The sequence below is a fragment of the Nocardioides sp. CPCC 205120 genome, assembly GCF_048654585.1.
Taxonomy (GTDB): domain Bacteria; phylum Actinomycetota; class Actinomycetes; order Propionibacteriales; family Nocardioidaceae; genus Nocardioides.
In genome coordinates this window covers 2,104,795-2,118,924 of the sequence record NZ_JBMCYY010000001.1, presented here as the reverse complement: position 1 = coordinate 2,118,924, position 14,130 = coordinate 2,104,795, and the positions used below count along the sequence as shown (strand labels likewise).

Here is a 14,130-nt window from a genome sequence, read left to right as displayed (position 1 = left end):
CGACGCTCCGCCTCCCCTTTTCCCCGCCGCCGGCTCAGCAGACGGTGGTGATCTCCCCGACCGCGGTGTCGAGCCGGGCCTCGGCCTCGGCGACCGCCTGCTCGTCGACGGCACCCTCGGCGCCCGCGCGGGCCTGGGTCACGAGGGCGTCGAGCGCGGTGCGCGCGTCCTCCACGTGGCCGCGCAGCTCCCCCGACAGACCCCGCTCCGCGGTGGCGAGACCGTCGCGCAGGGCGGTCAGCTCGCGCTCCGCGCGGGCGGGGTCGACGCCGATCCGGTCGGTGGCCTCGTGCGCCTGGCGGGTCACGCCGTCCACGGCGTCCTGCGCCAGGCTGCACCCGGCGTCGGAGGCGGCGTCGCGCACGGCCGTCTCGACCTCGGAGCACCCGGCGAGGGCGACGACGGACAGGACGAGGCCGGACAGCACCGCCGCGGACCGCGGCCCCGGTCGCGCCGGGGCGGAGGGGACGGCCCGGGACCAGGGGGTACGACGCGCGCTCACCGCGCCATCATCCCCGACGGCTCCAGCCCGGGGCGCCCCCGGAACGCCGGCCCGCGGGCAGGGCCGGAGACGCGCACCGGGTGCGGCCCGCAACTGCGGACCGCACCCGGTGGAGTGCGTCGTACCCGTGTCCCCGCGCGCGGGGGTCGGCTCAGAGCGTCGCGACGGCGTCGTGGAGCTTCGCGACGGCGGCGTTGAGCGTGGCGCTGGGGCGCATGACGGCCTCGGCCTTGGCCGGGTCGGGGCGGAAGTAGCCCCCGATGTCGGCCGGGCTGCCCTGCACCGCGGCGAGCTCGCCGACGATCTTCTCCTCGTCGCTGCGCAGCGAGGTCGCGAGCGCCGAGAACGCGGAGGCCAGCTCGGCGTCCTCGGTCTGCGCCGCCAGCTCCTCGGCCCAGTAGAGCGCCAGGTAGAAGTGCGAGCCGCGGTTGTCGATGCCACCGACGCGACGCGTGGGCGACTTGTCCTCGTTGAGGAACGTGCCCGTGGCCCGGTCGAGGGTGTCGGCCAGCACCTGGGCGCGGGCGTTGCCGGTCGAGGTCGCCAGGTGCTCGAAGGAGGCGGCCAGGGCGAAGAACTCTCCGAGGCTGTCCCAGCGCAGGTAGTTCTCCTTGACGAGCTGCTGCACGTGCTTCGGGGCGGAGCCGCCGGCGCCGGTCTCGAAGAGGCCACCGCCGTTCATCAGCGGCACGACGGACAGCATCTTGGCCGAGGTGCCGAGCTCGAGGATCGGGAACAGGTCCGTGTTGTAGTCGCGCAGCACGTTGCCGGTCACCGAGATGGTGTCCTCGCCGCGGCGGATCCGCTCGAGCGAGTACGCCGTCGCCTCCGCCGGCGCCATGATCTCGATCGTCAGGCCCTCGGTGTCGTGCTCGGACAGGTACTTCTTCACGAGCTCGATGAGGTTGGCGTCGTGGGCGCGGGTCTCGTCGAGCCAGAAGACGGCCGGGACGCCGGTGGCGCGGGCGCGGGTCACGGCCAGCTTCACCCAGTCGCGGATGGGCGCGTCCTTCGTCTGGCAGGCGCGCCAGATGTCGCCCGGCTGCACGTCGTGGCTCAGCAGCACCTCGCCCGCACCGTTGCGCACCTCGACGGTGCCCGCGGCGGGGATCTCGAAGGTCTTGTCGTGGGAGCCGTACTCCTCCGCCGCCTTGGCCATGAGGCCGACGTTGGGCACCGAGCCCATGGTCGCGGGGTCGAACGCGCCGTTGGCCCGGCAGTCGTCGATCACCGTCTGGTAGACGCCCGCGTAGGAGGAGTCGGGGATGACCGCGAGGGTGTCGGCCTCCTCGCCGTCCGGGCCCCACATGTGGCCCGACGTGCGGATCATCGCCGGCATGGAGGCGTCGATGATGACGTCGCTCGGCACGTGCAGGTTGGTGATGCCCTTGTCGGAGTCCACCATCGCCAGCGCCGGGCCGTCGGCCAGGCCCTGCTGCACGGCGGCCTTGATGGCGTCGCCCTCGGGCAGGGTCTCGACCGCGCTCAGCAGGCCGCCGAGGCCGTCGTTCGGGGAGATGCCCGCGGCCTTCAGCTGCTCGCCGTACTGCTCGAAGAGCGTCGGGAAGAACGCCTGCACGACGTGGCCGAAGATGATCGGGTCGGAGACCTTCATCATCGTGGCCTTGAGGTGGGCGGAGAACAGGACGCCCTCGGCCTTGGCGCGCGCGACCTGCTCCGTCAGGAAGCGACGCAGCGCGGCGACGTCCATGTAGGTGGCGTCGACGACCTCGCCCGCGAGCACCGGCACCGCGTCCTTGAAGACGGTCTCGGCGCCGTCGGTGCCGACGTGCACGATCTGCAGGGTGTCCTCGGCGGGGATCACCACCGACTTCTCGTTGGAGCGGAAGTCGTCCTTGCCCATCGTCGCCACGTTGGTCTTGGAGTCGGCGCTCCACGCACCCATGCGGTGCGGGTGGGCCTTGGCGTAGCCCTTGACCGACGCGGGCGCGCGGCGGTCGGAGTTGCCCTCGCGCAGCACGGGGTTCACGGCGGAGCCCTTGACCTTGTCGTACTTGGCGCGGATCTCCCGCTCCTCGTCCGTGGTCGGGTTCTCCGGGTACGCCGGGAGGTCGTAGCCCTGCTCCTGCAGCTCCTTCACCGCGGCCTTCAGCTGCGGGATGGAGGCGGAGATGTTGGGCAGCTTGATGATGTTGGCCTCGGGCTTCGTGGCCAGCTCGCCGAGCTCGGCGAGCGCGTCGTCGAGACGCTGCTCCTCGGTCAGGCGCTCGGGGAACTGGGCGATGATGCGGCCCGCCAGCGAGATGTCACGCGTCTCCACGTCCACTCCCGCGGTCGCGGCGTAGGCCTCGACAATCGGCAGGAAGGAGTACGTCGCGAGCAGCGGCGCCTCGTCGGTGTGGGTGTAGATGATCTTGGCCATGGGCGTGGTCGACTCCTGAGCTCTCGAGGCGGTCGGAAGAATCTCTCGACGTCAAGATACCTGACGCGCGTACGGCACCTGACGCCCGGTGACAGCGTCGCAGGTCGCCCCCGAGGTGTCACGGCCCGAGGAGGGTCCAGGTCGAGCCCGGCTCCTCGAAGCGGGCCAGCCCGACGCCCCGGGCCAGCAGCTCCTCGCCCCGGCGGGCGGCGCGGGGCCGCCCCTCGTCCCGCGCCGGGCCGTCGGTCGTGACCTCCAGCAGCAGCACCTCGAGCTCCTGGCCCGCGACGGGAGCGAGCTCCCCCACCTCCTGCACGCGCACCCGCTCCCCGGCCAGGCGCGGCACGGACAGGCGCACGTAGCCGTCCCCCACGCGCGGCACGCCGGTGACGACGAGACCCGCCTCGGCGCCGTCGCGGCCGGCCTCCCAGCGCGAGCCGTCGGCGAGGGTGCCGCCGACGAGCCAGACGTTGCGGCGACGGTCCTGCGCGAACCACGCCGTGCGCTCCGGCGGCAGCGCGCGCGTGCCCCACGTCGCGGCGACCGCCTCGGTGCGCACGCCGGTCGCCGGGACGCCGCCGACCTGCTCCGGGGCGCCGGCGACGGTGCGCCGCAGCCGGCGGCCGGTCGCGTCGGCGTACACCCGCGCGGTGCCGCCCACGAGGGGCCACCAGGGGTTGTCGACGTCGGTGACGAAGTCGACCGGGTCGGGCGTCGGGGTGGGCACGGTCAGCTCGTCGACCCCCGACGGCGGGGCCGTCGCCGGGCCGGTCCCGCAGGCGGCCAGGAGCAGGGCCGCGGGCGTCGCGACCGCGCCGGCCAGGACGCCCCGCCGCGACACGGGAGGGGTCATGGGGGCCAGCATGCCAGCGCGCCCCGGCACGTGACGCAGGTCTCGCCGTCCGCCCACGACGCTGCTAGCGTCGCGACCGGGCGCGCCCGCGCCGCCCGGCCGTCCCGTCCGCCTCGCACCCCAGGAGTCCATGTGAGCACGTCCCCCCTCAAGGTCGCCGTCACCGGGGCCGCCGGCCAGATCGGCTACAGCCTGCTGTTCCGGCTCGCCAGCGGGGCGTTGACGGGCGAGCGGCCGATCGAGCTGCGGCTGCTGGAGATCACGCCCGCGCTCGGGGCGCTCGAGGGCGTCGTCATGGAGCTCGACGACTGCGCCTTCCCGGGACTGGCCGGCGTCGAGATCGGCGACGACCCCCGGAAGGTCTTCGACGGCGTCGACCTCGCGCTGCTGGTCGGCGCGCGGCCCCGCACCAAGGGGATGGAGCGCGGCGACCTGCTCTCGGCCAACGGCGCGATCTTCACCGAGCAGGGCAAGGCCCTCAACGAGGTCGCCGCCGACGGCGTGCGCATCGGCGTGACCGGCAACCCGGCGAACACGAACGCGCTCATCGCGCAGCGCAACGCCCCCGACATCCCCGCCGAGCGCTTCACCGCGCTGACGCGCCTCGACCACAACCGCGCGCTGGCCCAGCTGGCCAAGCGCACCGGGTCGCCCGTCTCGGAGATCCGCCGCATGACGATCTGGGGCAACCACTCCGCGACGCAGTACCCCGACCTCTTCCACGCCGAGGTCGGCGGTCGCAACGCCGCCGAGGTCGTCGACGACCAGGCCTGGATCGCCGACACCTTCATCCCGACCGTCGCGAAGCGCGGCGCGGCCATCATCGAGGCGCGCGGGTCCTCCTCGGCGGCCTCGGCCGCCTCGGCCACCATCGACGCGGCCCGCGACTGGCTGTTCGGCTCGGCCGCCGACGACTGGGTGTCGATGGCGGTCGTCTCCGACGGCTCGTACGGCGTGCCCGAGGGCCTGGTGTCGTCGTTCCCCGTCACCACGCGCGACGGGGACTGGGAGATCGTCCAGGGCCTGGAGATCGACGACTTCTCCCGCGCCCGCATCGACGCCTCGGTCGCCGAGCTCGAGGAGGAGCGCCAGGCGGTCACCGAGCTCGGCCTGGTCTGAGGCTCCCGGGAGCAACTGCCGGGAGCAGCCGGGCGCTCAGGCGCCCGGCTGCTCCGGGATGTCCTCGGCCAGCAGGAGCAGCGCCGCACCGACGGCCAGCAGCAGGCTGGCGTCCGTGAAGCGGTTGCGGACGCCGAGCATCCCCGCCTGGCCGGCCGGCAGAACGAGCCGGGCCGTGCCGCCGCCCAGCAGGGCGGCGGCGATCCAGCGGACGCCGGTGCGCCACTCCCCCGCGACGACCACCCACAGCCCGATGCCGCACAGCAGCATCACGACGAGGTAGGCGTACCCCCCGAGGTGCGCCGGCAGGAACCGGCGGCGGGCGCGGTCCGGCGTACCGTCGTCGGCGCGGGAGCCCGGCAGGACCACGACGCTCAGACCCGGCTCTCGGCCAGCGACACCACGTTCGCCAGCAGCATGGCGCGTGTCATCGGACCCACGCCGCCCGGGTTGGGCGAGACCCAGCCCGCCACCTCCCACACGTCGTCGGCCACGTCGCCGGCGATCTTGCCGTCGACGCGCGAGACGCCCACGTCGAGCACGGCGGCGCCGGGCTTGACCATGTCGGCCGTGATGATGCCGGGCACGCCGGCCGCCGCGACCACGACGTCGGCCTGGCGCACGTGCGCCGCCAGGTCGCGCGTGCCGGTGTGGCACAGCGTGACCGTCGCGTTCTCGCTGCGGCGGGTGAGCAGCAGGCCGAGCGGGCGCCCCACGGTGACGCCGCGGCCCACGACCACGACCTCGGCGCCGGCGATCTCCACGCCGTGGCGGCGCAGCAGCTCGACGATGCCGTACGGCGTGCACGGCAGCGGCGCGTCCTCACCCAGCACGAGCCAGCCGAGGTTGGTCGGGTGCAGGCCGTCGGCGTCCTTCGCCGGGTCCACGAGCCCCAGCACGCGGTTCTCGTCGATGCCCCGCGGCAGCGGCAGCTGCACGATGTAGCCGGTGCAGGCGGGGTCCTCGTTGAGGCCGCGCACGGCCTCCTCGATCTCGGCCTGCGTCGCCGTGGCCGGCAGGTCGACCCGGATCGAGGCAATACCGACCTCGGCGCAGTCCTTGTGCTTGCCGTTCACGTACCAGCGGCTGCCGGGGTCGTCGCCCACGAGCACGGTGCCCAGCCCGGGCACGACGCCCTTCTCCGCCAGGGCGGCGACCCGGGTCGCCACCTCGCCCTTGATCGCCTTCGCGGTGGCGCTGCCGTCGAGCTTCTGCGCGGTCATGTCGTCCTCCTCGTCTCGTCGGCTGCTCAGTGGGCGAAGTGGCGGGTGCCGGTGAGGTACATCGTCACGCCCGCGGCCTTCGCGGCCTCGATCGTGAGCTCGTCGCGCACCGAGCCGCCGGGCTGCACGATCGCCGCCACCCCCGCGTCGATGAGGATCTGGGGGCCGTCCTCGAAGGGGAAGAACGCGTCGGAGGCCGCCACCGAGCCGCGGGCCCGGTCGCCGGCCCGCTCGACGGCGAGGCGGCACGAGTCGACGCGGTTGACCTGGCCCATGCCGACGCCCACCGAGGCGCCGTCCTTGGCGAGCAGGATGGCGTTGGACTTCACGCCGCGCACCGCGCGCCACGCGAAGGCGAGGTCGGCGAGCAGCTCCGGGGAGGCGGCCTCGCCCGTCGCGAGCGTCCAGGTCGACGGGTCGTCGCCCTCGGCCTGCAGGCGGTCGGCCTGCTGCACGAGCTGGCCGCCGGAGACGGGACGCACCTCGAGCGGGGGACGCTCCGCGTCGGCGGCGCAGCGCAGGACGCGGATGTTCTTCTTGCGGGTCAGCACCTCGAGGGCGCCGGGCTCGAAGTCGGGGGCGACGACGACCTCGGTGAACACCTCGGCGACCTGCTCGGCCATCGCCACGGAGACCGGGCGGTTCGCGGCGATGACGCCGCCGAACGCGGAGACGGGGTCGCAGGCGTGGGCCCGGGCGTGGGCCTCGGCGACGTCGGCGCCGACCGCGATGCCGCACGGGTTGGCGTGCTTGATGATCGCCACGGCCGGCTCGTCGAAGTCGGCCGCCGCCCGGCGGGCGGCGTCGGTGTCGACGTAGTTGTTGTAGGACATCTCCTTGCCGTGCAGCTGCTCGGCCTCGGCCAGGCCGCCGGTGCCGTCGACGTAGAGCGCTGCCGACTGGTGCGGGTTCTCGCCGTAGCGCAGCACCGCCGAGCGGGTGAGCGCGGAGCCGGTGAACGCGGGCCAGCCCGCTGCGTCGGTGTCGGTCGCGGCGGTGTAGGCACCCGCGAACCACTCGGCCACGGCCACGTCGTACGCCGCGGTGTGGGCGAACGCCTGCGCGGCGAGCTGCTTGCGCTGGGCCAGCGTGAAGCCGCCCGCGGCGACGGCGGCGAGCGCCTCGTCGTACGCCGCGGGGGACGTCAGCACGGCGACCGACGGGTGGTTCTTCGCGGCGGCGCGCACCATCGACGGCCCGCCGATGTCGATCTGCTCGACGCACTCGTCGGGCGAGGCGCCCGAGGCGACGGTCTGGCGGAACGGGTAGAGGTTGACGACCACGAGCTCGAAGGGCTCCACCCCGAGGTCGGCCAGCTGCGCGACGTGGGAGTCGAGACGGCGGTCGGCGAGGATGCCGGCGTGCACCCGCGGGTGCAGCGTCTTCACGCGGCCGTCGAGGCACTCCGGGAAGCCCGTGAGGTCCTCGACCTTGGTGACGGGCAGGCCGAGGCCGGCGATGAGGGCGGCGGAGCCGCCGGTGGAGACGAGCTCGACGCCCGCCTCGGCGAGGCCGCGGACGAGGGTCTCGAGCCCCGTCTTGTCGAAGACGGAGACGAGCGCGCGGCGCACGGGGACCTGGTCGGGACTGCTCACGGTGGAACTCCTCGTGGGGGACGAAGGCGGACATCCGGTGCGCACCCAGGCGGTCGATGCGCACGCTGCTGCACTCCCTGGTGGTCGACCACCTGCGCCAGTCGTGTGGGCCCCAGGCTAGTCGACGGCGGGGGCGGGCGCCGCTCCGGGCGTCGCACCGAACCGGGCGGTGCGGCCCTCGACGTGCACCCCCTCGCGGGCGAGGCGCCCGACCGTCCCGACGAGCATGGCCCGCTCGGCGACCTTGATGCGCTCGTGCAGCGACTCCTCGTCGTCGGTCTCGAGGACGGGCACCGCGCTCTGCGCGAGGATCACGCCGGTGTCGACGCCCGCGTCGACCACGAAGAGGGTCGCGCCGGTGATCTTGACGCCGTACGCCAGCGCGTCGGCGGGCCCGTGCATCCCCGGGAAGCTGGGGCTCAGCGCAGGGTGGGTGTTGACGACGCGGCCGCCGAAGCGGTCGAGGAACGCGGGCCCCACGAGCTTCATGAAGCCCGCCAGGACCACCCAGTCGGGGTCGTGGGCGGCCACGGCGTCGGTCAGCGCCGCGTCCCAGGCGCCCCGGTCGGGGTGGTCGCGCAGCCGCTCCACGAAGGTCGGCACGCCGGCCCGCTCGGCCCGGCGCAGGCCCTCCACGCCGTCGCGGTCCGCGCCGACGGCGACGACCCGCGCGCCGTACGCCGGGTCGGCCGCGGCGTCGAGCAGCGCCTGCAGGTTGGTCCCGGAGCCGGAGACGAGGACGACGAGGCGAGCGGGCTGGTCGGGCTGGTCGGGCACGGCCGGGAGTCTAGGGGCCGCGGGGGGCTCAGCCCGCCGGGAGGCCGCGGCGCTGCAGCAGCGTCATGAGCAGCCCGCCCACCAGTCCGCCGGTCGCGAGCGCGACGACGGCGTGGACGGTGACGTCGCCCGCGAACGGGCCGACCTCCGCCATCCGGCCCGGCCCCACGGCCCCGCCCGCCAGGCGGGCCACGACGCCGAGGGCGAGGCCGGCGAGCACGCCGGCCGCTCCACCGCGCAGCACGCCCACCTCCAGGCGGGTGGTGGGCCGGACCCGCTGGACGAGGGCGACCACGACGGCCGCCAGCACGAAGGGGGCGACGAGCAGCACGGTGGCCAGCCACCCGGGGGCGGGCTCGGCCGGGGTGGCCGCGACGAGCGGGAACACCGGGACGGGGCCGAGGGCGACCGCGGACGGGGCCACGACGGTGCCCGTGCCCAGCGCGAAGCCCGGACCGAGACCGTAGGCGCCGGCCATGACCACGACGTTGGGCACGAGCAGCAGGGCGAGGCCGACGACGAGCAGCGCCGTACCGGGTCCGGTCTGCAGGCGCGACAGGGTGGACGCGGCGTCGGAGAGGCCGAGGGCGAGGGCCGTGGCCGCCAGGAGGCCCGCGACGACGGCCCACGCGAGCACCAGGGCAACGGCGGCGGCCAGGCCGTCGCGCAGGTCGGCGGGCACGAGGTCCGCCCACACCGCGGCGCGCCCGGACCCGACGGCGATCCCCGCGCCGCCGACGCCGACCGCGAGCAGGAGCGACCACAGGAGCACGCCGGCGAGGGAGACGCCGTCGCCCGGCCCGGAGGCGAGGACGGCGGTGAGCAGGGCGGGCACGACGTACGACGCGGCGAACAGCCCGACCGCCGTCGGCACCACGAGGTCCCGCTCCCCCGCGGCGATGGCGCGGGCGTCCGGGCCGTGGGCGGCGAGCGTCTCGCCCGTGCGCAGCCCGAGCCGCCAGCAGACCACGGCACAGAGCAGCGTGATGCCGAGCGGCACCACCGTCACCGGCGTCCCCTGCACGTCGACGCCGGAGCCGTGACCCGTGAGCCAGCCCAGCGCGCCCACGCGCAGCGCACCGGAGGGCCGGCCGTGCGCCCCGGCGTCGGAGACGAACCAGCCGACCACGCCCACCGCGAGGGCCACCACGAGCGTCGACAGCGCCGCCACGGCGCCGCCGGCCGACGCGACGAGCACGAGGCCGCGCGGCGCCGGCGCGGCGGGGGGTCGGGACCGGAGGCCGGTGAGCACGGAAGTCATCGGGCCCATCCTCGTGGCGGGCGGGCCGGCGACCGGGGAGCCCTCGCCCGACACGCCGCACCGGGGCCCGTGCCCGGCCCGTGCCCGGCCCGCGCCCGACCCGCGCCCGGATCGGGTGCCGGACCGGGGCGGGCGCGGCGTCGGCTACCGTGGTCGCCGCCATGGCCGACTCCGATGCGTTCGACGCGTTCTACAAGGACGCCCGCGACCGGTTGCTGGCCCAGACCTACCTCCTCACCGGCGACCTGCCGGCGGCTCGCAGCGCCGTGCGCGAGGCGTTCGTCGCGGCGTGGCACCACTGGCCGAAGGTCGCGTCCTCCGGCGACCCGGAGTCGGAGGTGCGGCCCCGCGCCTGGACCCTCGCCCAGCGCCGCGCCACCACGCGCCCCTGGCACCGCGAGAAGGGCCTCGCGCCCGAGGTGACCGCGACGCTCGAGGCGCTCGCCGCGCTCGACGGCGCCCCGCGGCGCCTGCTGGTGCTCTCCGAGCTGGCCGGGCTCGCGCTGGGCGACGCCGCCCGCGAGGCCGGTGTGACGCTGGAGGAGGGGGCGCGCCACGTCGCCGTCGGCCGGGCGGAGTACGCCGAGGCGCTCGGGCTCACCACGCCCGAGGAGGTCACCGCGACCCTCGGCGTCGCCGCCGACGCGGCGACGGCGGACGCGCGCTGGTCCCGCCCGTCCATCCTCCGGCGGGCCGGGTCACGCCGCCGCCGCACGCACGCCGTCGTCGGCGTCGCGCTCGCGGTCGTCGCGGTCGGCGCGTCGGGCCTCGTCGTGCACGACGACGCCGGCACCCCGACCTCGCTGGCGCGGTCGGTGGACCGCGACGCCCGGACGCCCGGCGACCCCCCGCAGCTGACGCCGCCGGAGCTGGCGGACACCCTCACCGTCGACACGCTCCTGCCCACCTCGGACGTCGAGGCGCTCGGCCCCGACCTGACGTGGACCACGACGACCACCGACAACACGCCGGGCGACGGGCTCCGGCTGCCGTGCCAGGAGGCGCGGTACGCCGACGCCGACGGGCTCGTGGGCTTCGTGCGGACGTTCTCGGCGACGACGGCGGAGGGCCGTTCGCTCAAGGCCTACCAGGCCAGCGAGCTGTCCCGGACCCCCGAGGCCGCCGGCGGCGCCTACGGCACGTGGGCCACGTGGCTCGCGGGCTGCTCCACCCCGCGCACGCAGCTCGTCGCGACGTACGACGTGGAGGGCGTGGGGGACGAGGCCGTGGCCTTCGTGCTGCGCCGCAGCGGCGAGGACGCCGGCATCGTCACGGCCGGCGTGGCCCGCACCGGGGACATCACCACCGTCACGGTCGCCGAGGCCGTCGGCGCGGAGGAGGACGCGGGCCCGACCGTGGCCAACCTGCTGGCCACCGGCGTCAACCGGGTCTGCGGGGCCGAGGGCGGCGGGGAGTGCGCGAGCGACCCCGCCCTGGCACCGCGCCTGCCGCTGCCCGTCGGCGACGACCCGTACCTGCTCGACGTGGTCGACCTCCCGCCCGTGCCCGGCGTCGAGCTGCCGTGGTCGGGCACCCGTCCGGCCGCACCCGCCACGGGCACCGAGTCGGCGACCGTCTGCGACCGCGCGAACTTCCTGGGCGAGGGCATCGCCGCACCCGTCACCCGCACGTTCCTCATCACCGACGCCGGTCTGCCCGACACGTTCGGCCTCAGCCAGTCGACCGGCACCTTCGCGGACGCCCAGGTGGCCCAGGGCTTCGTCGGCGCGATCGAGGGCCGCGTCGCGGACTGCCAGGAGCAGGACCTCGTGACCGGCGCCGAGCTCATCGGCGACGCGACGTACGACGACGGGCGCCTCCTCGTGTGGAGCATCGACGTGCGCGTGAGCGAGGACGCCACGGTGCGGATGCTCATGGGCGTCGCCCGTGCGGGCGCGCTCGTCACCCAGGTGAACCTCGTCCCCGCCGGCGAGGCGACGCTGGACGACGCCGAGTTCGTCGCCCTCGTCGACCGCGCCCGCCAGCGCCTCGCGCAGGTCGTCGCCAGCGCCGCCGCCGCTCCCGCCCCGGCCGAGGCGACCACGCCCGCCGAGCCGACGGCCCCGGCCGCACCCGCCAGCCCCGCGCCCACCCAGGGCTGAGCGCGGCCGAGGGGTGGCGGGTTCCCCGGTGCACCGGGGAACCCGCCACTTCCCGTGCGGAGTTTCACACCGGAAGTGGCGGGTTTCGGCTTCAACCGTCTGCGCCCGCCCGCCTCCGGACGCGAGCAGGGCCCGCCCCCTCGCGGGGACGGGCCCTGTCGGGCGTGCGGTGACGGCTCAGAGCGCGTCGAGGATCTCCCGCATCAGGCGAGCGGTCTCGGACGGCGTCTTGCCGACCTTGACGCCGACGGCCTCGAGGGCCTCCTTCTTCGCCTGCGCGGTGCCCGAGGAGCCCGAGACGATGGCGCCGGCGTGGCCCATCGTCTTGCCCTCCGGGGCGGTGAAGCCCGCGACGTAGCCGACGACCGGCTTCGTCACGTTGTCCTTGATGTACGCCGCGGCCCGCTCCTCGGCGTCGCCACCGATCTCGCCGATCATGACGATGGCCTTGGTCTCGGGGTCCGCCTCGAACGCCGCGAGGGCGTCGATGTGGGTGGTCCCGACGATCGGGTCGCCGCCGATGCCGATGGCGGTCGAGAAGCCGTAGTCGCGCAGCTCGAACATCATCTGGTAGGTCAGCGTGCCCGACTTCGACACGAGGCCGACGGGGCCCTTGCCCGCGATCGTCGCCGGCGTGATGCCCGCGAGCGCCTCGCCCGGCGTGATGATGCCGGGGCAGTTGGGACCGATCATCCGGGTGGACTTGCCGTCGAGGTACGCCCACACCTCGGCCGTGTCCTGCACGGGCACGCCCTCGGTGATGACCACGAGCAGGCCGATGCCCGCGTCGATGGCCTCGATGGCCGCGTCCTTGGTGAACGCCGGCGGCACGAACGCGACGGACACGTCGGCGCCCGTCTCCTTCATCGCCTCGGCGACCGAGCCGAACACGGGGAGCTCGACGGCGTTGCCGTCCTTGTCCGTGTGGCTGACGGTCGTGCCCGCCTTGCGGGCGTTGACGCCGCCCACGACGTTCGTGCCGGACTTGAGCATGAGGGCGGTGTGCTTGGTGCCCTCACCGCCCGTGATGCCCTGGACGATGACCTTGGAGTCCTTGTTGAGGTAGATCGACATGTTCTCTCTCCGTCCCGTCTCAGGCGTTCGCCAGCTCGGCGGCCTTGTCGGCCGCACCGTCCATCGTCGGCACGACCGTCACCAGCGGGTGGTCGCGCTCCGCGAGGATGCGACGGCCCTCCTCGACGTTGTTGCCGTCGAGGCGGACGACGAGCGGCTTGGTGGCCTCGTCGCCCAGGATGTCCAGGGCGCCGACGATGCCGTTGGCCACGGCGTCGCACGACGTGATGCCGCCGAAGACGTTGACGAACACGCTCTTGACCTGGGGGTCGTTGAGGATCACGTCGAGGCCGTCGGCCATGACCTGCGCCGAGGCGCCGCCGCCGATGTCGAGGAAGTTGGCGGGCTTCACGCCGCCGTGCGCCTCACCGGCGTACGCGACGACGTCGAGGGTGCTCATCACGAGACCCGCACCGTTGCCGATGATGCCGACCTCGCCGTCGAGCTTGACGTAGTTGAGGCCCTTCTCCTTGGCCTTCGCCTCGAGGGGGTCGGCCGCGGCCTTGTCCTCGAACTCGGCGTGGTCGGAGTGGCGGAACTCGGCGTTCTCGTCGAGCGACACCTTGCCGTCGAGCGCCTCGAGCACGTCGCCCTCGAGCCGGGCGAGAGGGTTCACCTCGACGAGGGTGGCGTCCTCCTCCACGAAGACCTTCCACAGCGCCAGGACCATCTGCACGGCCTGGTCGGTGAGGGCCTCGGGGAACTGGGCCTCCGCCACGATCGCGCGCGCCTTGGCCTCGTCCACGCCCGTGCCCGGGTCGATCGGGATCTGCCGCACGGCCTCGGGGTTGGTCTTCGCGACCTCCTCGATCTCGACACCACCCTCGACGGACGCGATGCAGAGGTACTGCCGGTTGGCCCGGTCGAGCAGGAAGGAGAAGTAGTACTCCTCCTGGATGCTCGCGGCCGGGGCGATGAGGACCCGGTTGACCGTGAGGCCCTTGATCTCCATGCCGAGGATGTTGGACGCGTGCTCGTGCGCCTCGTCGGGCGTCTTGGCGAGCTTCACGCCACCCGCCTTGCCACGGCCGCCGGCCTTCACCTGCGCCTTGACGACGACGACGCCGAGCTGCTCCGCCGCCGCCCGGGCCTCGTCGGGCGTGTTCGCCACGATGCCCTCGGTCACGGCCACGCCGTGCTTCGCGAAGAGCTGCTTCGCCTGGTACTCCATCAGGTCCACGATCCGACCAGTCCTTTATGTGTGAGGTGAGAGTCCGGATTCCTCGCGGCACGATAGACCT

Annotated in this window: 12 protein-coding genes; 2 read left to right on the top strand and 10 right to left on the bottom strand. The window is 74.6% G+C overall.

Going from position 1 to position 14,130, the window contains the following annotated elements:
• Nucleotides 1-34 precede the first annotated feature (34 nt).
• The 3 genes from ACOACO_RS09910 to ACOACO_RS09900 form a co-directional block, all read right to left on the bottom strand.
• Entirely contained in the window at nt 35-502 is a 468-nt protein-coding gene (locus ACOACO_RS09910; RefSeq protein WP_420296056.1) for a hypothetical protein, read from the bottom strand.
• A gap of 151 nt (nt 503-653) precedes the next feature.
• Nucleotides 654-2,885 carry an NADP-dependent isocitrate dehydrogenase gene (locus ACOACO_RS09905; protein WP_420296055.1) on the bottom strand — a complete coding sequence of 744 codons (2,232 nt, stop codon included), beginning with the start codon at nt 2,883-2,885 and terminating at the stop codon, nt 654-656.
• Between the two features lie 118 nt (nt 2,886-3,003).
• A complete protein-coding gene (locus ACOACO_RS09900; RefSeq protein WP_420296054.1) occupies nt 3,004-3,738 on the bottom strand; it encodes a hypothetical protein in 735 nt (244 codons plus the stop codon).
• Between the two features lie 132 nt (nt 3,739-3,870).
• On the opposite strand from ACOACO_RS09900, the gene ACOACO_RS09895 reads away from it, so the two are divergent.
• Nucleotides 3,871-4,857 (top strand): malate dehydrogenase, encoded by a 987-nt coding sequence (locus ACOACO_RS09895; protein ID WP_420296053.1) that lies wholly within the window; start codon nt 3,871-3,873, stop codon nt 4,855-4,857.
• Between the two features lie 36 nt (nt 4,858-4,893).
• On the opposite strand, the gene ACOACO_RS09890 is transcribed toward ACOACO_RS09895, so the two are convergent.
• From ACOACO_RS09890 to ACOACO_RS09870, 5 genes are all read right to left on the bottom strand, one after another.
• On the bottom strand, nt 4,894-5,226 hold the full coding sequence (locus tag ACOACO_RS09890; protein WP_420296052.1) for a DUF3017 domain-containing protein: 333 nt from the start codon (nt 5,224-5,226) through the stop codon (nt 4,894-4,896).
• A 5-nt stretch (nt 5,227-5,231) separates the two neighbouring features.
• Nucleotides 5,232-6,080, bottom strand: coding sequence for a bifunctional methylenetetrahydrofolate dehydrogenase/methenyltetrahydrofolate cyclohydrolase (locus ACOACO_RS09885; RefSeq protein WP_420296051.1), 849 nt, complete (start codon nt 6,078-6,080; stop codon nt 5,232-5,234).
• 26 nt (nt 6,081-6,106) lie between these two features.
• Complete coding sequence (gene purH / locus ACOACO_RS09880; protein ID WP_420296050.1) at nt 6,107-7,675, bottom strand: bifunctional phosphoribosylaminoimidazolecarboxamide formyltransferase/IMP cyclohydrolase; 1,569 nt, start codon at nt 7,673-7,675, stop codon at nt 6,107-6,109.
• A gap of 117 nt (nt 7,676-7,792) precedes the next feature.
• The gene (purN, locus tag ACOACO_RS09875; RefSeq protein ID WP_420296049.1) at nt 7,793-8,452 is read right to left on the bottom strand and encodes a phosphoribosylglycinamide formyltransferase; all 660 of its coding nucleotides are present in this window, start codon (nt 8,450-8,452) and stop codon (nt 7,793-7,795) included.
• A 28-nt stretch (nt 8,453-8,480) separates the two neighbouring features.
• Nucleotides 8,481-9,713 carry a DUF6350 family protein gene (locus ACOACO_RS09870; protein ID WP_420296048.1) on the bottom strand — a complete coding sequence of 411 codons (1,233 nt, stop codon included), beginning with the start codon at nt 9,711-9,713 and terminating at the stop codon, nt 8,481-8,483.
• Between the two features lie 161 nt (nt 9,714-9,874).
• Between ACOACO_RS09870 and ACOACO_RS09865 the strand changes: the two genes are divergently transcribed.
• On the top strand, nt 9,875-11,815 hold the full coding sequence (locus ACOACO_RS09865) for a hypothetical protein (RefSeq protein WP_420296047.1): 1,941 nt from the start codon (nt 9,875-9,877) through the stop codon (nt 11,813-11,815).
• Between the two features lie 177 nt (nt 11,816-11,992).
• On the opposite strand, the gene sucD is transcribed toward ACOACO_RS09865, so the two are convergent.
• The gene (gene sucD, locus ACOACO_RS09860; RefSeq protein WP_420296046.1) at nt 11,993-12,889 is read right to left on the bottom strand and encodes a succinate--CoA ligase subunit alpha; all 897 of its coding nucleotides are present in this window, start codon (nt 12,887-12,889) and stop codon (nt 11,993-11,995) included.
• Between the two features lie 19 nt (nt 12,890-12,908).
• The gene (sucC, locus tag ACOACO_RS09855; protein WP_420296045.1) at nt 12,909-14,069 is read right to left on the bottom strand and encodes an ADP-forming succinate--CoA ligase subunit beta; all 1,161 of its coding nucleotides are present in this window, start codon (nt 14,067-14,069) and stop codon (nt 12,909-12,911) included.
• Nucleotides 14,070-14,130: the final 61 nt, after the last annotated feature.

Bases quoted from the DNA above. Each gene is read 5' to 3' on its own strand.
- ACOACO_RS09905 (WP_420296055.1), bottom strand. From the start codon at position 2,885: ATGGCCAAGATCATCTACACCCACACCGACGAGGCGCCGCTGCTCGCG.
- ACOACO_RS09900 (WP_420296054.1), bottom strand. From the start codon at position 3,738: ATGACCCCTCCCGTGTCGCGGCGGGGCGTCCTGGCCGGCGCGGTCGCG.
- ACOACO_RS09885 (WP_420296051.1), bottom strand. From the start codon at position 6,080: ATGACCGCGCAGAAGCTCGACGGCAGCGCCACCGCGAAGGCGATCAAG.
- ACOACO_RS09870 (WP_420296048.1), bottom strand. From the start codon at position 9,713: ATGACTTCCGTGCTCACCGGCCTCCGGTCCCGACCCCCCGCCGCGCCG.
- ACOACO_RS09865 (WP_420296047.1), top strand. From the start codon at position 9,875: ATGGCCGACTCCGATGCGTTCGACGCGTTCTACAAGGACGCCCGCGAC.
- sucD (WP_420296046.1), bottom strand. From the start codon at position 12,889: ATGTCGATCTACCTCAACAAGGACTCCAAGGTCATCGTCCAGGGCATC.